At 67.8% G+C, this 17,682-nt stretch carries 20 protein-coding genes; 13 read left to right on the top strand and 7 right to left on the bottom strand.

Features of this window, described 5'->3' with window-relative positions:
- Nucleotides 1–27 precede the first annotated feature (27 nt).
- Entirely contained in the window at nucleotides 28–1,566 is a 1,539-nt protein-coding gene (gene lnt / locus VFQ64_RS06220; RefSeq protein WP_325102430.1) for an apolipoprotein N-acyltransferase, read from the bottom strand.
- A gap of 170 nt (nucleotides 1,567–1,736) precedes the next feature.
- Here lnt and VFQ64_RS06225 point away from each other — a divergent pair, with 170 nt between their 5' ends.
- Nucleotides 1,737–2,153, top strand: a complete 417-nt coding sequence (locus VFQ64_RS06225) for a VOC family protein (protein ID WP_325102431.1) — start codon at nucleotides 1,737–1,739, stop codon at nucleotides 2,151–2,153.
- Nucleotides 2,154–2,162: 9 nt separating this feature from the next.
- Nucleotides 2,163–2,465, top strand: a complete 303-nt coding sequence (locus tag VFQ64_RS06230) for a polyhydroxyalkanoic acid system family protein (protein WP_325102432.1) — start codon at nucleotides 2,163–2,165, stop codon at nucleotides 2,463–2,465.
- Nucleotides 2,466–2,588: 123 nt separating this feature from the next.
- Here the strand turns inward: VFQ64_RS06230 and VFQ64_RS06235 are convergent, their stop codons facing one another.
- The gene (locus VFQ64_RS06235) at nucleotides 2,589–3,932 is read right to left on the bottom strand and encodes a sorbosone dehydrogenase family protein (RefSeq protein WP_325102433.1); all 1,344 of its coding nucleotides are present in this window, start codon (nucleotides 3,930–3,932) and stop codon (nucleotides 2,589–2,591) included.
- 88 nt (nucleotides 3,933–4,020) lie between these two features.
- A complete protein-coding gene (katG, locus tag VFQ64_RS06240; protein ID WP_325102434.1) occupies nucleotides 4,021–6,279 on the bottom strand; it encodes a catalase/peroxidase HPI in 2,259 nt (752 codons plus the stop codon).
- A 97-nt stretch (nucleotides 6,280–6,376) separates the two neighbouring features.
- Here katG and VFQ64_RS06245 point away from each other — a divergent pair, with 97 nt between their 5' ends.
- The 7 genes from VFQ64_RS06245 to uvsE are packed head-to-tail and all read left to right on the top strand — an operon-like array spanning nucleotide 6,377 to nucleotide 13,360.
- Entirely contained in the window at nucleotides 6,377–7,276 is a 900-nt protein-coding gene (locus VFQ64_RS06245; RefSeq protein WP_325102435.1) for a hydrogen peroxide-inducible genes activator, read from the top strand.
- Between the two features lie 53 nt (nucleotides 7,277–7,329).
- Nucleotides 7,330–8,232, top strand: coding sequence for a glycosyltransferase family 9 protein (locus VFQ64_RS06250; RefSeq protein WP_325102436.1), 903 nt, complete (start codon nucleotides 7,330–7,332; stop codon nucleotides 8,230–8,232).
- Nucleotides 8,229–8,642, top strand: a complete 414-nt coding sequence (locus tag VFQ64_RS06255; protein WP_325102437.1) for a DUF6165 family protein — start codon at nucleotides 8,229–8,231, stop codon at nucleotides 8,640–8,642. Before VFQ64_RS06250 ends, VFQ64_RS06255 begins: the two co-directional genes overlap by 4 nt.
- Nucleotides 8,639–9,715 (top strand): polysaccharide pyruvyl transferase family protein, encoded by a 1,077-nt coding sequence (locus tag VFQ64_RS06260; protein WP_325102438.1) that lies wholly within the window; start codon nucleotides 8,639–8,641, stop codon nucleotides 9,713–9,715. Before VFQ64_RS06255 ends, VFQ64_RS06260 begins: the two co-directional genes overlap by 4 nt.
- A complete protein-coding gene (locus VFQ64_RS06265) occupies nucleotides 9,699–11,096 on the top strand; it encodes a Coenzyme F420 hydrogenase/dehydrogenase, beta subunit C-terminal domain (RefSeq protein ID WP_325102439.1) in 1,398 nt (465 codons plus the stop codon). Before VFQ64_RS06260 ends, VFQ64_RS06265 begins: the two co-directional genes overlap by 17 nt.
- 39 nt (nucleotides 11,097–11,135) lie before the next feature.
- Nucleotides 11,136–12,200: a phosphoesterase gene (locus VFQ64_RS06270; RefSeq protein ID WP_325102440.1), complete on the top strand. Its 1,065-nt coding sequence runs from the start codon at nucleotides 11,136–11,138 to the stop codon at nucleotides 12,198–12,200.
- Nucleotides 12,197–13,360: a UV DNA damage repair endonuclease UvsE gene (gene uvsE, locus VFQ64_RS06275; protein WP_325102441.1), complete on the top strand. Its 1,164-nt coding sequence runs from the start codon at nucleotides 12,197–12,199 to the stop codon at nucleotides 13,358–13,360. The genes VFQ64_RS06270 and uvsE overlap by 4 nt, the downstream gene beginning before the upstream one ends.
- Before the next feature lie 2 nt (nucleotides 13,361–13,362).
- On the opposite strand, the gene VFQ64_RS06280 is transcribed toward uvsE, so the two are convergent.
- A complete protein-coding gene (locus VFQ64_RS06280) occupies nucleotides 13,363–13,815 on the bottom strand; it encodes a GreA/GreB family elongation factor (RefSeq protein ID WP_325102442.1) in 453 nt (150 codons plus the stop codon).
- A gap of 97 nt (nucleotides 13,816–13,912) precedes the next feature.
- On the opposite strand from VFQ64_RS06280, the gene VFQ64_RS06285 reads away from it, so the two are divergent.
- Nucleotides 13,913–14,089, top strand: a complete 177-nt coding sequence (locus VFQ64_RS06285) for a hypothetical protein (RefSeq protein ID WP_325102443.1) — start codon at nucleotides 13,913–13,915, stop codon at nucleotides 14,087–14,089.
- 11 nt (nucleotides 14,090–14,100) lie between these two features.
- Here the strand turns inward: VFQ64_RS06285 and VFQ64_RS06290 are convergent, their stop codons facing one another.
- Entirely contained in the window at nucleotides 14,101–15,390 is a 1,290-nt protein-coding gene (locus VFQ64_RS06290) for an MFS transporter (RefSeq protein WP_325102444.1), read from the bottom strand.
- A gap of 164 nt (nucleotides 15,391–15,554) precedes the next feature.
- Here VFQ64_RS06290 and pgsA point away from each other — a divergent pair, with 164 nt between their 5' ends.
- The 3 genes from pgsA to VFQ64_RS06305 are packed head-to-tail and all read left to right on the top strand — an operon-like array spanning nucleotide 15,555 to nucleotide 16,798.
- On the top strand, nucleotides 15,555–16,106 hold the full coding sequence (gene pgsA / locus VFQ64_RS06295) for a CDP-diacylglycerol--glycerol-3-phosphate 3-phosphatidyltransferase (protein WP_325102445.1): 552 nt from the start codon (nucleotides 15,555–15,557) through the stop codon (nucleotides 16,104–16,106).
- 12 nt (nucleotides 16,107–16,118) lie between these two features.
- Complete coding sequence (gene moaD, locus VFQ64_RS06300; protein WP_325102459.1) at nucleotides 16,119–16,364, top strand: molybdopterin converting factor subunit 1; 246 nt, start codon at nucleotides 16,119–16,121, stop codon at nucleotides 16,362–16,364.
- Complete coding sequence (locus VFQ64_RS06305; RefSeq protein WP_325102446.1) at nucleotides 16,361–16,798, top strand: molybdenum cofactor biosynthesis protein MoaE; 438 nt, start codon at nucleotides 16,361–16,363, stop codon at nucleotides 16,796–16,798. Before moaD ends, VFQ64_RS06305 begins: the two co-directional genes overlap by 4 nt.
- A 9-nt stretch (nucleotides 16,799–16,807) precedes the next feature.
- On the opposite strand, the gene VFQ64_RS06310 is transcribed toward VFQ64_RS06305, so the two are convergent.
- Nucleotides 16,808–17,353: a fasciclin domain-containing protein gene (locus VFQ64_RS06310; protein ID WP_325102447.1), complete on the bottom strand. Its 546-nt coding sequence runs from the start codon at nucleotides 17,351–17,353 to the stop codon at nucleotides 16,808–16,810.
- Between the two features lie 58 nt (nucleotides 17,354–17,411).
- The coding region (locus tag VFQ64_RS06315; RefSeq protein ID WP_325102448.1) for a TSUP family transporter at nucleotides 17,412–17,682 on the bottom strand (271 nt) is incomplete at its 5' end.

The following is a 17,682-nucleotide window of genomic DNA, read 5'->3' on the forward strand; positions in this document are numbered from 1 at the left end:
CTGATATAAGGAAAGCTTTATATCCGCCTAGCGGGCGCGTCGCCGCAACGCAACGGCTCCGGCGGCGAGCAGCCCCGCGACGATCAGCGCCAGCCAGTTGCCGAGTCGCGAGAACAGCGTCGGCGCCAGCGCCCGCGGCAGCGGCACCTCGATCGCGGCCGCCTTGCCGAGCGGGATTTGCGCCAGCAGCGCTCCATCGGCGCCGATCACCGCCGAGATACCGGTCGGCGTCGCGCGCACGATCGGCAGCCCTTCCTCGATCGCCCGCAGCCGCGCCTGCGCCAGGTGCTGCGGCGGCCCCCAGGCCCCGAACCAGGCGTCGTTGGAGGGGTTGAACAACAGGCGCGGGCGGCTTGCGCGATCGACGACCTGGCCGGAGAAGATGATCTCGTAGCAGACCTGGATGCCGACCGCGCCGATGCCCGGCACGTCGATGTTGCGAGGACCGGGGCCGGGGGTGAAATCCATGCCGCCGGGCACGAGCTGCTCCAACCCCAGCGGCTTCAACAGCCAGGGCATCGGCAGATACTCGCCATAGGGTACGAGGTGCGCTTTGTCGTAGCGTCCGACCAGCGCGCCTTTCGGGGCGATCGCCAGTACCGAGTTGCCGGCGCCGGCAAGCTCGCCGTCCTTGTCAAACGCCAGCGTCGTCGCATTGGTCATCAGCATGTCGCGCGCCCCGAGCACCCGCGCGATGCGCGCCCGCACCCACTCGGCAGGCCGGCCAGCGTACCAACCGTCGGGATAGCCGCTTTCGAGCAGGTCATAGACCAACCCCTCCGGCCAGACGACGAGTCTGGGTGCGGGGCCTAGTCGCCCCGACAGGCGGATCAGTGCCGCCAGCGTCCGTTCCTGCGTCTGTTGAAGGCGCTGGTCGTTGCCGATGTTGGGCTGGACCACGACCAGGCGAGGGTAGTCTGCAGGATAGGTGGGCTGCGTGATGGGCGGGTTGGCGATCACGCTTCCGGCCACCAGCAGGGGGATGGCCAGCGAAACCGCCGCCGCGATCGGCTGCCAGCGACCCTGCACCAGCAGCAGGAGCAGCCCTGCGATCATGACGGTCACCCCGCCCAGCGCATAGGTGCCGATCCAGGCCGCCCCGCTCGCCGCCAGCGGGACCGGAACCCAGATCGTCGCGACCGGATCCCAGATGTACCCGGTGAACAGCCAGCTCCGCAGCCACTCGCTGGCGATCCACGCCGCCCCCGCCGCCAGCGCGAAGCCGGTGTCGGGACGCTCCCCCCTGAACCGCCAGGCGATCAGTGCCGCGATGGTGGGAAAGACGGCCAGGTACAGCGCGAGCGCGAGCGGCGCGATATAGCCGAGCACCGGCGGCATCGCGTCCTGGAAGTCGAAGGCGTGCTGGATCCAGTTGTTGTTGATCGCGAAATGACCGACCCCGAACGCCCAGCCGCGCCAGGCCGCCGCCCGCCAGGTAGGAGCGGCGTGGACGAGCATCAGCCATCCCGCCAACGCCAGTAGCGTCAGCGGCCACAGCTCCAGCGGCGCGAAGCCGAGCGCGGCGACGGCGCCGAGGAGGAGCGAGAGCAAGTTAGGGGCGCGCACTGCGGGTCTATGGGGGCGGCGTGGAAAGGATTCCACCCTGACGTCCTCTCATCCTCGCGGCGAAGGCCGGGGCCCAGGCCCGTGCTCACGAAAGGCGTTCAGTGCGGCCGCACGCGGCGCGACTGGACCCCGGCTTCCGCCGGGGAGGGTTGCGGTGCTAGGCACGGCCCATGCTCCGCCCTTTTCACTTCGCCTTTCCCGTCCACGATCTCGCCGCCGCGCGCGCCTTTTACGGCGGGACGCTCGGCTGTCCGGAGGGACGCTCGTCGGATCAGTGGATCGACTTCGACCTGTTCGGGCACCAGATCGTCGCGCACCTCTCGCCTGCGGCCAAGCCGTTCGCCCACAGCAACCCCGTCGACGGCCATGACGTCCCCGTGCCGCATTTCGGGGTGGTGCTGACGATGGCGGATTGGGAGGCGCTCGCGGAGCGGGTTGGTGCCGCCGGCATATCCTTCGGCATCGAGCCGCACGTCCGCTTCGCCGGGCAAGTCGGCCAGCAGGCGACGATGTTCTTCCACGACCCCAGCGGCAACGCGCTCGAGTTCAAGGCGTTCGGCGACGACAGCCAGCTGTTCGCGAAGTAAGGATTTCCCATGACCCAACCGCTCACCGTCGACATCCCCCACCAGCTCGGCAAGGACGGCATCCGCGACCGCCTGGACCGCAAGATCGGCAAGCTCGGCGATAACATCCCCGGCGGGGCGACCGTGCAGCACCGCTGGGAAGGCGACACCATGCACTTCACGGTCGGCGCGATGGGCCAGCAGATCGCCTGTACCACCACGGTCTACGACAACCACGTCCATGCGGTCGTCGACTTGCCTGGGCTCCTCGGCATGTTGGCGGGACCGATCAAGGCGGCGATCGAGTCGCAGGGGCCGAAGCTGCTGAAGTGAAGCCCCGTCCAAAATATCCACCTTCCCCGGCGGAAGCCGGGGCCCAGGTGCGATCTTTCGATTGCCCTGCATTCAAGGCTGCGCACGGCGCGTCTGGGCCCGGCGTCCGCCGGGGAGGAAGTGCTACCTAGCCGCCGCCCGTTGCACCGGCGCTACGCGCCAAATGACGTTGCCAACATCATCCGCGACCAGCAGCGCGCCCGCTCTGTCACCGATCACGCCCACCGGGCGGCCGCGCGCGTTGCCCTCGGCGTCGAGGAAGCCGGTCAGCACGTCCACTGGCTTGGCGTTCGGCACGGGGAAGCCGTTGCCGCCGAAAGGCACGAACGACACCTTGTAGCCCGACACCGGCTTGCGGTTCCAAGATCCGTGCTCGCCGACGAACGCGCCGCTGGCGAAGCGTCCGCCGAGCCTGACCTGATCGGAGAACGCCAGCCCCAGCGCCGCGACATGCGGTCCCATCGCATAGTCCGGCCGCTTGGAATATTCCTGCAGCGGCTCGTTCTTCGGTTTCACGCGGGTGTCGGGATAGCCGCCCCAATAATACCAGGGCCAGCCGAAATGGTCGCCGAACGAAACGCCCGTCAGGTAATCTGGCGCGAGGTCGGAGCCGAGCATGTCCCGCTCGTTGACCACCGCCCAGAGCTGTTTGCTCGCCGGGTTGATCGCGAGCCCGACCGGGTTGCGCAGCCCCGCCGCCCAGATCCGCATCGTCTTGGTCTCGGGCGCGACCTCGACGATCATCGCCCGCCCGCGCTCGGCGTCCAAGCCCTTCTCGGCGATGTTGGAGGCGGAGCCGACACTGACGAACAGCCGTTTGCCGTCGGGCGACGCGACCATGCCGCGCGTCCAGTGATTGCCCCCGCCGGGCAGCTTGACTACCTGCTCCGGCCGCAACGTGATCCGCGTCGCGCCGTCCGTATAGGGCACGCGTACAACTGCATCGGTGTTGGCGATGTAGAGCTGCCCGTTCAGCAACGTCATGCCGAACGGCGAGTTGAGCCCGGTTAGGAACGGCGTCTTTAACTCCGCGACACCGTCGCCATCCGCGTCACGCAGCAGGGTGATCCGGTTAGCGGACGGCACGCCCGCGCCGGCCTTGCTCATCAGCGCCTTCATGACCACGCCGGTGACGCCACCACCCTCGCGCGGGGGCGAGTTGGTCTCGGCCACCAGCACGTCACCATTGGGCAGACGATACAGCCAGCGCGGATGGTCGAGGCCGCGCGCGAATGGCTGCACGCTCAGGCCGGCGGCTGGCGTCGGGGCCTCGCTGGCCTTCCAGCCGACCACATGGGCGACCTTGACCGTCGGAATCATCTGGCGCCGGGGCGCGGAGATGGTGGGCTTGGTGCCCGCCACCGCCGCCACGTCCAGCTTAGCCGTGTCCGGCCAGCCGAGATATACACCGACGGCAACGAGGATCAGGACGAAGATCGCGGCGACGCGCAGGACGTGCTTGAGCATAGTTGGCAAGATAGGCGGGGGCGGGCCCGAACAAAAGAGAGCCGCCGAGGTCTCCCTCGACGGCTCCACCTTTTACCCGTGACAAAGCTTAGCCGGCAGCTTCCTCCGGCGCATGCAGCTTCGGATCGCTCAGGTCGAAGCGGTCCGCGTTCATCACCTTGTTCCACGCGTGCACGAAGTCGGCGACGAACTTGTCGCCCGCGTCGGCCGAGGCATAGACCTCGGCGATCGCCCGCAGCTGCGAGTTGGAGCCGAACACCAGGTCGGTGCGCGACGCGGTCCACTTCTGCTCGCCGGTCTCACGGTTGCTGCCGGTGAACTCCTGATCGCCGCTCTCGTCGACCTCCTTCCACTGGGTGCCCATGTCGAGCAGGTGGACGAAGAAGTCGTTGGTCAGCGTTCCCGGCCGATCGGTGAAGACGCCATGCGCCTTTGCCTTGTCGTGATTGGCGCCCAGCACCCGCAGGCCGCCGACCAGCACCGTCATCTCCGGCGCCGACAGCTGCAGCAGCTGCGCCCGGTCGACCAGCAGCTCCTCGGTCGGCACGTTGAAGCGCACCTGGAGGTAATTGCGAAAGCCGTCCGCCTTGGGCTCGAGCACCGCAAAACCCTCGACATCGGTCTGCTCGGCCGTGGCATCGGTACGACCGGGCACGAAGGGCACCTCGATCGTCTTGCTGGCCGCCTTCGCCGCCGCCTCGATACCGACCGCGCCGCCGAGCACGATCAAGTCCGCTAGCGACACCTTCTTGCCGTCCTGCGCCTTGCCGTCGAACTCGGCCTTGATGCCCTCATAGACGCCCAGCACGCGGGCAAGCTGCTCGGGCTGGTTGACCTCCCAGTCCTTTTGCGGCGCCAGCCGGATGCGCGCGCCATTGGCGCCGCCGCGCTTATCCGAACCGCGGAAGGTCGATGCCGACGCCCAGGCGGTGGTCACCAGCTCGGCGATCTCCAGGCCCGAATTGGCGATCGCCTGCTTGAGCGCGGTCACGTCGCCCGCCTCGATCTGGCGATAGTCGGCTTTGGGGATTGGGTCCTGCCAGATCAGGTCCTCCGCCGGCACTTCCGGCCCAAGGTAACGCGCCTTGGGTCCCATGTCGCGATGGCACAGCTTGAACCAGGCGCGCGCCCAGGCGTCGCCGAAGTACACCGGGTCCGCCCGGAACTTCTCCAGCACCTGGCGATAAGCCGGGTCGACCTTCAGCGCCATGTCGGCGGTCGACATCATCGTCGGTACCTTCTTGCCCGGCGTGTGCGCGGCCGGCGCCAGCGTCTCTTCCGGGCTGCCTGCGGGCTGCCACTGCCACGCACCGGCCGGGCTCTTCACCAGCTCGTATTCATGGTCGAGCAGCATGTCGAAATAGGTCATGTCCCAGGTCGTCGGTGTCGGCGTCCATGCACCCTCCAGGCCGGAGGTGATGGTGTGGTCGCCCATGCCGCTCTCATGCTCCGACGCCCAGCCGAGGCCCATCTGCGTGATCGCGCCCGCCTCCGGCTCCTTGCCGACCTTGGACGCGTCGCCGGCGCCGTGCGCCTTGCCGAAGGTGTGGCCGCCGACGACCAGCGCCGCCGTCTCCTCGTCGTTCATGCCCATGCGGCTGAAGGTTTCCTTCATGTCGCGCGCCGAGCCGACCGGATCGGGCTTGCCGCCCGGCCCTTCCGGATTGACGTAGATCAGACCGTGCTGGATCGCGGCCAGCGGGCTTTCCAGCGCCAGGCCGGCCTCCTCGTCGATGCGCGTCTGGCCGAGCCATTCCTCCTCAGTGCCCCAGTAGATGTCCTCCTCGGGCTGGAAGATGTCCTTGCGACCGCCGCCGAAGCCGAAGGTCGGGCCGCCCATCGACTCGATCGCGACGTTGCCGGTGAGGATGAACAGGTCGGCCCAGGAGAGCGCCGCGCCGTACTTCTGCTTGATCGGCCAGAGCAGGCGACGCGCCTTGTCGAGGTTGCCGTTATCAGGCCAGCTGTTGAGCGGCGCGAAACGCTGCTGCCCGGCCGCCGAGCCGCCGCGGCCGTCGCCGGTGCGATAGGTGCCGGCCGAGTGCCACGCCATGCGGATGAAGAACGGGCCGTAATGACCATAATCGGCGGGCCACCAGGGCTGGCTGTCGGTCATCAGCGCGGTCAGGTCCTTCTTGACCGCGAAATAGTCGAGCTCCTTGAAGGCCTTGCCGTAGTTGAACTCGTCGCCATACGGGTTGGACGACTTTCCCTTCTGATGCAGGATGCCCAGTGACAGGGTCTCTGGCCACCAGTCCTTGGCAGTCTGGCCGAGCAGCTTGCGCATGGCTGCGGGCTGCTTCTTGGGATCGTTGATCGGGCTCTGGTGCGGATCGGCTTCGGCCATGACAGTCTCCTTCAGGCGCGGAATATGCCTCCCGGTGGACGCTCGCAACAAATCGGTCCAATGAATTAACGTAATCATTGTTCATCGGATCGTACGATTGCTTCCCCTTCCTTCCTTTCGGCAGCTCGGCTATCTGCTGGCCCTTCATGAGCAGGGCCACTTCGGCCGCGCCGCCGCCGCGTGCTTCGTCACCCAGTCCACGCTGTCGGTGGGCATCGCCGAGCTGGAGCGGCTGCTCGGCGCGCAACTGGTCGAGCGCTCCAAGCGCAGCGTGCGGTTTACGGAGGCGGGTGAAGAGGTGGTCACCCGCGCGCGCACCGTGATGCGTGCGGCCGAAGACCTGCTCGCCGCGACGCAGACGCGGCGCGAGCCGCTCACCGGCACCCTGCGGCTTGCGGCGATCCCGACGATCGCGCCGTTCCTGCTGCCGCGGCTGTTACCGGCGATCGAGCGGGACTGGCCGCGGATGCAGATGTTCGTCCGCGAGATGCTGACCGGGGCGGCGTGCGACGCGTTGGCGCAGGGGACGATCGATTGCGTGCTGCTCGCGCTCCCGGTCGAGTGCGGTTTGGTGGACACGGCCCCGATCGGCAGCGATCGGCTGCTGCTCGCCGCACGCGACGATGACGCAAGCGCTGCCGCCGGTGAACTGGACACGTCGCGGCTGCTGCTTCTCGAAGACGGTCATTGCCTCAAGGATCAGGCGCTCGCCGCCTGCGACCTGTCTCGCCGCGCGACCGAGGCGCAACTGGTTGCCTCCACGCTGCACACGCTGGTGCAACTGGTCGATGCGGGCCTGGGGATCACCCTGCTTCCCGAACTGGCGGTGGACGCCGGCATCCTTGGCGGCACGCGCGTGATCGGACGGCCGCTGGAACGCCTGGACGCCACCCGGCGCATCGTGCTCGCCTGGCGCAAGGGCGATGCGCGGGGGAGCGATTTCGGACTGCTCGGCCGGACGATCCGGGACGCCGCGGGCCTCCCGATCGCACCATGACGGCACGCGACCGCAGGGAACCGGGTGCCGCGTCGCTGCATTCGTCGCGCCGCATGCCGGATCTCGCCCGAACCTGGACCGATGCGATGCGCGGAGGCGACTGGGAACGGGCCTGGGCGCTTTCCCACCGTGACCTGTCAAAGCGCGACCCGGCGACTCGTGACGATCCGGCCTTGCCCTATCATCAGCGATGGGTCTGGGACGGGCGATCGTTCGACGGGCGCGACGTGCTGGTGCGCTGCTACCATGGTCTGGGCGACACCCTTCAGTACGCGCGCCACCTGCCGACGCTGGCGGCGCGCGCCGCATCGCTGACGGTAGAGGCGCAACAGCGCCTGTGCGGGATGTTGGCGCAGATGGAGTGCATCGACCGACTGATCCCGTTCGATGACGCACACCCCACGAAACCTTTCGCATGCGATCTGGAGATCACGGAACTGCCGTTCGCCCTGCGCGAGCCGCCGTCCCGGGCGCCGTCTCCATACCTGCGCGCGACTCCCGCCGACCTGCCGGAGGGAACGATCGGGCTGTGCTACAACGCGGGCGACTGGGACCCGGCGCGGTGCGTGCCGCCGGCACTGCTCGCACCCTTGTGTGCCGACCGCCCGGTGCTGACGCTGGTCGCGGAGCCTAGCGCCTTGCCCGTGCTCAACCCGGAAGGATGCCCGTTCGATCTGGACGAGACGGCAGCACTCGTTGCCGGATGCGCGCTGGTGATCACCGTCGACACGATGATCGCGCATCTGGCCGGTGCGCTCGGACGGCCGACCTGGCTGCTGCTCAAGGCCGATCCCGACTGGCGCTGGACACCCGGCGCGCGGGAGACCGCCTGGTATCCGACGATGCGCCTCTATCATCAGCGGTATCCCGGAGATTGGCGTTCGGTGATCGAGGAGGTGGCGGACGATCTCTCGGCCCGCTACCCCGCGATCATGGCCGAAAGCACGAATCCGTGAACGATATCCCTCATGTCCCTGTCTCGTGGGGCGAACTGCTCGACAAGATCGCCATCCTGGAGATCAAGCGCGAACGGATTGCCAGCCGCGCGGCTCAGGCGAATGTAGCGCACGAGCTCGGCCTGCTGGAGCAGATCGCGACGCCGATCGCGGCGCGGGTCGACCTGACAGACTTGATCGGTGACCTTCGAGACGTGAACGCAGCGCTCTGGGAGATCGAGGATGCGATCCGCGTAGAGGATCGGGCCGGGCGCTTTGGCGAGGAGTTCATCGCGCTCGCCCGGTCCGTCTACCAGCGCAACGACGAGCGCGCCGCGATCAAACGGGCGATCAACGCACGGCTCGGCTCCGCGCTGGTCGAGGAAAAGAGCTATGCGGACCATGGCCGGCAAGCACAGGCGGCGGAGTGAGCGCGGCAGACCGGCGCCGGATCGGCGTGCTCACCTTTCATCGCTGCTTCAACTACGGCTCCTACTGGCAGGCGCGCTGCCTGGTGGAGGGGCTGCGCTCGCTGGGGCATGACGCCGAGCTGCTCGACCACGACGATGAGGCGGTGAACCGCGCGGAGGCGCGTTGCCTCATGCAGCCCGCGCTACCGCACCGCACGGCGCGGAGCGACATGCCCGCGATGAAGGCCAAGGCGCGCAAGTTCGTAGCGGCCATCGAAGCGCTGCCCCTGTCGCCACGCTTCGCGCTGGACGAATGGGGCGCCAGCCCCACCTATGACGCGGTGGTCGTCGGCAGCGACGAGGTGTGGAATTTCCGCCACCCTTGGTACGGCGGCAAGCAGCTCTTTTTCGGCCGGGGTCTGAATGCCGCGCGCCGGGTGTCGTACGCCGCCAGTTTCGGCAACCACGATGCAGACGAAGGCGTGGATGAACATTGGGCGGACATGCTGCGCGACTTCGACCATGTGTCGGTGCGCGATGCGAATTCGCATAGGATGGTCACGCAGGCTCGTGGTGTGGAGCCGGCCCTGGTGCTGGACCCGTGCCTTCAGTTTCAGGAAGTCGTCGTTGCCGGTGATCCCGGTGAAGCAACCCCTTACGCCGTCATCTATGGCCATGGCCTGCCCGACTGGCTGGCCAAGGCGGCCCAACGATGGGCCGGTGCGGCCGGTGTGCGGCTGATCAGCATCGGCTATCGCAACGATTGGGCGGACGAGCAGCGGCTGGATGCCGGACCTGCGGAGTTCGCTTCGCTGATGGCGGGTGCACATGCCGTGGTGACCAATTTCTTCCACGGCTGCGTCTTCGCGCTTATCAACGGCAAGCCGCTGGTCAGCGCGCCGAGCGACTATCGCTCGAACAAGGTCCGCGACCTCGCCGCGGCGCTGGGCATGCAGCACCGCCTGGTCACCGCGGCTACGCCGCCCGAGCGCGTCGGCGAATTGCTCGACACGCCCCTCGAGCCTGCGATCGCCGATCGCATCGCCGTCATGCGAAAAACCTCTCGCGCGTTCCTCGATGCCGCGCTCGCCTGAGCGCGTCTCGCCGCGCGAGATCGTACGATCCGGGCTGTGCATCGGCTGCGGCTCGTGCGTGGCGGACGAGCCCGATGCGACGATGCGCTGGGACCCGCACGGCTTCCTCAAGCCGGAGGGACCTGAAGGCTGGTACGCAGACAGGAGCGAAGCCTTTTCGCGGCGCTGCCCCTTTTCGCCGAAGGCCCCGGACGAGGATGCGATCGCGGCCGACCGCTTCCCCGCGGCGCCCGCGCATCACTCCGCCATCGGCCGGTTCGAGGCCGCCTATGTCGGCGCTGCGGCCGAGCCGCCGTTCCGCGAGCAGGGGTCTTCCGGAGGTCTCGTCACGTGGGTTGCTGCGGAATTGCTGCGCAGCAATCTTATCGATGCGGTCGCTCATGTCGTGCCTGCCGACCCGAACGGGGGCAGGTTCTTCCGCTACACCGTGTCGCGTACGGCAGCCGATCTGAACCGCGGTGCCAAGTCGCGCTATTACCCGATCGAGCTGTCGGATGTGCTGCGTACGATCCGCAAGACGCCCGGCCGCTATGCGGTGGTCGGCATTCCCTGCTTCATCAAGGCGGTCCACCTCGCGCGGCGCGCCGATCCGGTGCTCGCCGAGCGCATCACCCACACGCTGGGCCTGTTCTGCGGTCATATGAAGTCCGCGCGGCTGGTGGAGAGCTTCGCCTGGCAGACCGGCCATGCCATCAAGGAGGTGCAGGCGGTCGACTATCGGCTGAAAGATACGGCCCGCCCGGCGAACTGGTATCGGGCGCATCTGGCCTTGAAGTCCGGTGAGACCGCAGGCGAGGACTGGTGGAACCTGGCCGACGGCGATTGGGGCGCAGGCTTCTTCCAGGCGAGCGCGTGCAACTTCTGCGACGACGTGGTCGGCGAGACGGCGGACATGTCGTTCGGCGATGCCTGGGTGGAACCGCACTCGTCCGACGGGCGCGGGACCAACGTCGCGGTGGTGCGCTCGCCCGAGCTGCATCGGATCGTGGAACAGGCGCGCGTTGAAGGGCGGCTGGCGCTGGAGCCGGTCGATGCGGCCTACGTCGAACAGACGCAGGCGGCCGGACTTCGGCACCGGCGCGAAGGGCTGGCGTATCGGCTTACCTGGGCGCGAGCCGGAGTGCGGCCCAGGAAGCGCGTGGCAGCGTCGGGGGGCGGGCTGCCCCTGCGGCGGCGAGTCGTCTACCGCACGCGCCATGCGATCGCGACGTGGAGCAACCGTGTCTTCGCGCTCGCGCGTCGGCTCCGCAGGCCGCAACTCTATGTCCGCTGGGCGCGTGCGGCGCTGGCCTTCTACGCCGGCGTGGCCTGGTCACGCGGCCGGGTGGGGCGGATTGCCGATCGGGTCGAGGGCTGGCTCGGGCGAACCTCTCGGGGCTGAAGCGGCGGACCCGCCCGGCGCCTTCTTCGTTGGGCGGGAATGATCGGAGCCCTAGCCCATGCTGCCGAGCCCCGCCTGGCGGCATGCGATGCGTTCGGTGAGGCGCTCTCCCGCTTCGACCAGGCGAAGCCGATCGCCGTGCTCAGCCACTTCGATGCCGATGGGCTGACGGCGGCGGCGATCCTCGTGCGGGCGCTGCGCACCGCCGGATGGCAGGCTGATGCGGTGACGACCGGCAAGGGCGAGACGCCGTGGGACGCGAGCGTGACGGCCGCGCTCAAGGCGCGTGATCCCGGCGGGCTGATCCTCACCGATCTCGGCACCCGATCGGATCCCGTGCTGCCGGGCTGCCCCACGATCGTGATCGACCATCACGTGCCGACCGGCGAGCCGGCAGACGCCGTGACGATCAGCGGCAACGGCCTGTCACCGGAGCCGACCAGCGCGTTGCTGGCCTGGTGGGCGGCGGGGGCGCTCGGCGATCAGGACGACCTGCTCTGGCTCGCCGCCGTCGGGCTGATCGGCGACATGGCGGAGGACTGGCCCGAGCTGGAGCAGGCCCAGGCGCGCTGGGGCAAGACCGCGCTGCGCGATGCGACGTCTCTGGTCAATGCGCCGCGGCGGACGGCGGCAGCCGACCCCGGACCTGCGCTCAGCCTGCTCCTGACGGGCGATGGACCCAAGGTGATCACCAAAGGCGAGAGCGACGAAGCCCGCGCACTGCACGCCGCCAAAGTGGAGGTGCGCCATGCGGTGGATGCGGCCAGGCGGGTCGCGCCCAAGATCGTCGGCGACGTCGCGCTGATCCGCTTCGATTCGCCCTGCCAGATCCACCCGCTGATCGCGCAGCAATGGCGTGGGCGGCTGAAGGACAAGATTGTCCTCGCCGCCAACACCGGCTATCGCCCGGGCTGGGTGCACTTCGCCGCGCGATCGGCGAGCGGCCGCGACCTCATCCGTTTCCTGGCCGAGCATCGGCCGGCGGGCGCCGACGGCCGCTATGGCAACGGCCACGCCCAGGCGACCGGCGGCGCGCTGCGTCCGGGTGACTGGAACGCCTTCGTCGCCGATCTCGGCTTTCCCGATCAGCAGGTGCCCGCATGACCGATCCCGCACGTTCCCTGCGCCTGGGCTTTCCCGTCAAGGTGATGGGCCGTCCCGACCTGAAGACGCAGGACACCCGCCGCTGGCAGAAGAACCCGCACCTCAGATGCTCGCTGGAGCTGCTCGATCCGGTGCTCGATTATCTGCGCAAGGAAAAGCTCGACATGTACCGGCTGTCGTCGGACATCGCGCCATACGCCACCCACCCCGACATGCCGCAGTTCCACTCCATGGTGAAGGACAGCGACGCCGAGTTGCGTGCGTTCGGGAAGAAGGCACGCGAGTACGACATCCGCCTGTCGTTCCACCCGTCCCAATATGTGCTGCTCAACGCGCCCGATCCGGAGCTGACCGCCAAGTCGATCTGGGACCTGTCGAGCCAGGCCGAGATGCTCGATCGGATGGAGCTGGACGACGAGGCGGTGATGGTCACGCACGTCGGCGGCGTCTACGATGACCGCGAGGCGAGCCGCGCGCGCTGGATCGCCGGCTACGAGCAATGCCCGGAACACGTGAAGCGGCGGATCGTGCTGGAGAATGACGACATCCGCTTCTCCTGCACGGACGTGCTGTGGATCCACGAGCGCACCGGCGTCCGGCTGATCTTCGACTATCAGCACATGTGGTGCCTGAACCCCGAAAGGCTCGACATGCGCGAGACCCTGGAGAAGTTTCTGGCGAGCTGGCCGACTGGCGTCCGACCGAAGATCCATTTCTCTTCACCACGTACCGAGCTGCGCGAGATCAAGCAGAAGATCACGCCCCGCGCGCGAGCGGCGGCGATCGCCGGCACCGCAAAGGCGAAGAAGGGCGAGCTCCTTAAGGCCCCCGTCAAGGCGACCGCACGCGTGAAGACGGTGCTGCGCCCGCCGATCTGGACCGGCCATGCCGATTTCACCAACCCGTTCGAGTTCGCGACCTTCATGCGGATGGCGGACGGATTGGTCTTCGACGTGATGATGGAGGGCAAGTCGAAGGACCTGAGCCTGCTCCGCCTCCGCCCCGACCTGCTGCGCTTCGCGCCTGACGTGGCGGCTCGCTTCGGCATCACCGATGCGGACGCCGCGGCCCTCGCCGCCGGCGAGGCACGGCTGGAGAAAGGCGTCGCGGCGGAAGAGGAGCCGGATGTCGACGAGGGTGCGCTGCTCGCCGCTGAATAGGATCAGTCGATCGAGACGATCTCGATGGCATCGTTCCGCGCCGCGAAGGGTAGCACATCACCGACTTCGGCGCCGATAAGCGCGCGGGCAAGGGGGGCGGAGAAGGCGAGGGCGTCAACTTTGGGATCAGCTTCGTCGTCGCCTACGATCGCCACCGTGCGCGGCTTGCCGTGGAGCAGGATCGCGACGACCGAGCCGAAGCCGATGGTGCCATCGACAGGCGGTGGCGTGAGGATCGCAGTCGTCCGTCGCGTCTGCCAATAGCGCAGCGAGCGGCGGATATCCTCGGCCGACGCCGCGTCCGCGCTCGAAAGCTGCGCTTCCAACTCGGCGATCCGCTCTGCGATCAGGTCCTGGCCGCGCGCTGTTACGAGATTGGGACCGGAGGGCAGCGGCAGCTCGAACCGCGGCTCCTTGTGCTCCTCGTCGCTCTCGCGACGGAACGCCACGCTCATGGTTTGACCCTTCTGCCTTCGTCCTGAAATCGGACGCTGCGGACTTAACCACCTTTGCCCATGGGCAGAAAGCTTAAGATCGCGTTAACGTCGCAGCATGCTGCACCGTCGCCCCCCATTCACGCCGCCCGAGCCTCATCCGTTCCGCCGTGCTTTGCCGGCCGAGGTTCTGAGGGTTGAGCAGGAGAAGCCGCACGACGACGATCACGACGTGAAGCTCTTCCTCCTGAGCTTCGCCGCCTTCTTCGTCTGCTTCTACACCTTCATCTTTTGATCGCAGGCGCCCTAATCGCAGGCGCGGTGCAGCTTCTGCGCCAGCCACGCCGCGCCCAGGCACATGCCGGCGACCACGAACAGCATGTCCTCCGGCGTCACGCCCAGTGACGTGATCGCCATCACCGCCACCGCACCGACCGTCATCGCCAGCGCATTTACCACGTTGTTCGCTGCCACGGTGCGCGCGGTCTCGTCCTTCTCGACGGTAGTGGTCAGGAAAGCGTAGAGCGGCACCACGAACATGCCCCCGGTGGCCGCGATCGCCAGCAGCACCGCCAGCACGGCCAGGGCCAGAGGCTGGGCGATGAAGTCCGTCCAGTCGTAGAACTGCCCGGGAGCCGCCGGCGTCCAGGCGCGCACGATGAGGGAGAAAGCGACAACGCTGATGCCCATAGCGACGACCGACATGGGCGAATATTTCGCCGAGATGTGCCCCTTGAGCATGGTGTTGATCACCACCGATCCGATCGCGATACCGATCGACAGGGTCGCGGTGAACAGGCTGGCGACGTTGGGCGTGGCGGTCAGCAGGTTCTTGACGAGCGGCGGGAAGATGATGATCAGCACCGCGCCGATCGTCCAGAAGAAGCTGATCGAGCAGATCGCCAGGAACAGCCGCGGAATGTGCATCGTCCCCGACACGAGTCGCCAGGAGGCGGTGAACGGGTTGTAGTCGAGCTTGATCGCGCCGCCCTGACGCGGCGCCGGGGGGACGCGCCGGCCGGTGAACCAGCCCACCACCGCTACGATCATGACGCCGACGGCTGCCGCCTCGCTCGAGATATAGCCCGCGATGATCGTGCCCATCAGGATGGCGAGATAGGTCCCCGCCTCGACCAGCCCGGTGCCGGCCAGCACGTTGTCCGGTTCCAGATGCTGCGGCAGGATCGCGTATTTGATCGGCCCGAAGAAGGTGGAGTGCAGCCCGAGCAGGAACACCGCGCCCAGCATCATGACCAGCGCCATGGTGGTATAGCCCTGCTGCGCGAGCACGAGGCCGGCGGCACCCACGGCCATGATCGCGATCTCCGCGGTCTTCACCAGGCGAATGATCCTCGCCTTGTCGTGCGCGTCGGCGAGTTGCCCGGCGAGCGCGGAGAAGAGCAGGAAGGGCAGCGTCGACAGGCCCGTGGCCAGCGCGTTGAAGCCCTGCTCCTTCGCGGCATCGCTGAAGATGCTGTACGTCGCGAACAGCACCATCGCCTGCTTGAACAGATTGTCGTTCAATGCGCCGAGGAACTGAGTCGCGAACAGGGGCAGGAAGCGGCGGCGCTTCAGGAGCCCCAGGGCGTTGATCATGCGGGTGAACGATCCGGCTACTGGCGAGAGGGTGGCCATAGCCGAGCGCCGTCGCCACGGCTACCTCCGGTTCCTTCCTGCGACGGAGGGCGGTTCCGCCTCGCAGCGGATGGCGCCGGATTCGGGTTCCGCCTTGCAGCGGACGGCGTTAGGACGTCCCCACGATGTTGACGCTGCCCAACCTGCTGACCCTGTCGCGGATCGTCGCGATCCCGCTGCTGGCGGCGCTGCTCTGGTGGCCACAATGGCCGGTGGGGTACGGCATCGCGTTCGCGCTGTACTGCCTGATGGGCATCACCGATTACTTCGATGGCTATCTCGCACGCTCGAACGGGGCGGTGTCACGGTTGGGGATCTTCCTCGATCCGATCGCCGACAAGATCATGGTCGCCGCGGTGATCCTGCTGCTCGTCAGGGGCGGCGACATACCGGGCATCCACGTGATCGCCGCGCTGGTGATCCTGCTGCGCGAAATCGCCGTTTCCGGTCTGCGCGAGTTCCTGGCGCAGCTCCAGGTTTCGGTGCCGGTGTCGACGCTGGCCAAGTGGAAGACCACGCTGCAACTCGTCTCGCTCGGCGCTCTGATCCTGGGCGGCGCACTGCCGCAACAGCATTGGATCGCCGGGGTCGGGCTGGCCAGCCTCTGGGGTGCGGCTGCGCTGACGCTGGTGACCGGCTGGGACTATCTGCGCGTCGGCCTGAAACATATGGACTGAAGCATCGTGCGGATGCTCTATTTCGCCTGGGTGCGCGAGCGGATCGGCACCGGCCAGGAAGAGGTCTCGCCGCCCGCCGCGATCGAGACAGTGGCGGCGCTGGTCGACTGGCTGGCGGCACGGAGCGAGGGGCACGCGCACGCCTTTGCTGATCGCACGCGGTTGCGGGCGGCCGCAGACGGCGTGTTCGTGTCCCTGGATGCCCTGCTGGGGCCCGCGGATGAGATCGCGATCTTTCCACCCGTGACCGGAGGATGATCAGCGTCCGTGTCACGCCGAATCCGATCGACACGGCAGCCGAGATCGCTGCCGCGGAGGTGCTCGGCTCAGGAGCTGTCGCAACCTTCACGGGGCTCGTTCGCGCCGACGACGGCGTCGATATCCTCGAACTGGAGCACTGGCCCGGCAGGACCGAGCGCATGCTGGAGGCAGTCGCCGAAACTTCTGCGGAGCGGTGGTCGTGCCTGTATGTCGGCATCGTCCACCGGGTCGGCCCGATGCGCCCCGGCGAGCGGATCGTCTTCGTGGCGGCGGCCGCACCACACCGTTCTGCGGCGCTGGAGGCCTGCGCCTATTGCATCGATCGCCTGAAGACCGACGCGCCGTTCTGGAAGCGGGAGACCCGCGACGGTGCCGCCACCTGGGTCGACGCGCGACACGCCGACGATCTGGCGGCCGCTCGCTGGGAGTAGGAGCCCGGTTCAGTCCGGCTTCGGCACCAGCACACCGTTGACGACATGGACGATCCCGTTTGACTGCCGCAGGTCGCCGGTCTCGACATAGCTCTTGTTGCCGTCCGCGTCAGCCAGCGTCAGATGCCCCTCCGTCACCGATAGGGTCAGCGGATCACCGGCCAGCGTGACCAGAATTGCCTGTCCGTTGCCCGCCGTAACGCGCGCCGTCAGATCGGCGGCGGTCAGCGTACCGGCAATCGCGTGATACCCGAGGAGCCGGACAAGCACCGGCCTGTTCTCCACCTTCAACAGGGCCTCCACCGTACCGGGGGCAAGGCGCGCAAACGCGGCATCGCTCGGCGCGAACACGGTGAACGGACCGGCTCCGGCCCATGGATCGGCGGTGCCTGCCGCCGCGGCGAGCCGGGCCAGAGTCGGCAGCGCCGCGTTGGTCGCGGCATAGGTGGAGACCGTGAGGGCCGCGGCAACCGTCGCGGAAGCAGGTGTTTCTGGCCGCTTGGGAGGCGTTGAGCAGCCGACCAGCAAGGCCGCGGCGACGCCGATAAGGAACAATGATCTCAGCATGGGACGATTACGGCCCGGAGCATGCAAGGGTTCCTCCGGTCGGGGATCAGAAGATCGCCCGATAGAGCGCGAACAGGCTGGTGAGCGTCAGGACCGTGCCGACCATCAGCATGAGCCGCTGCGGGTCGATCCGCTTGGCGAGGATCGCACCCAGGGGTGCCGCGAGCACGCCACCGATCAGCAGGCCGACGGTCGCCAGCGTGAAAGCCTCCCATCCCAACTGGCTGATGAAGGTCGCGGAGATGGTCACGGTCAGGAAGAACTCGGCCGTGTTCACCGTGCCGATGGTGAATCGCGGCTGCGTACCCTGGATCAGC

This window comes from Sphingomonas sp., assembly GCF_035714405.1.
GTDB lineage: Bacteria > Pseudomonadota > Alphaproteobacteria > Sphingomonadales > Sphingomonadaceae > Sphingomonas.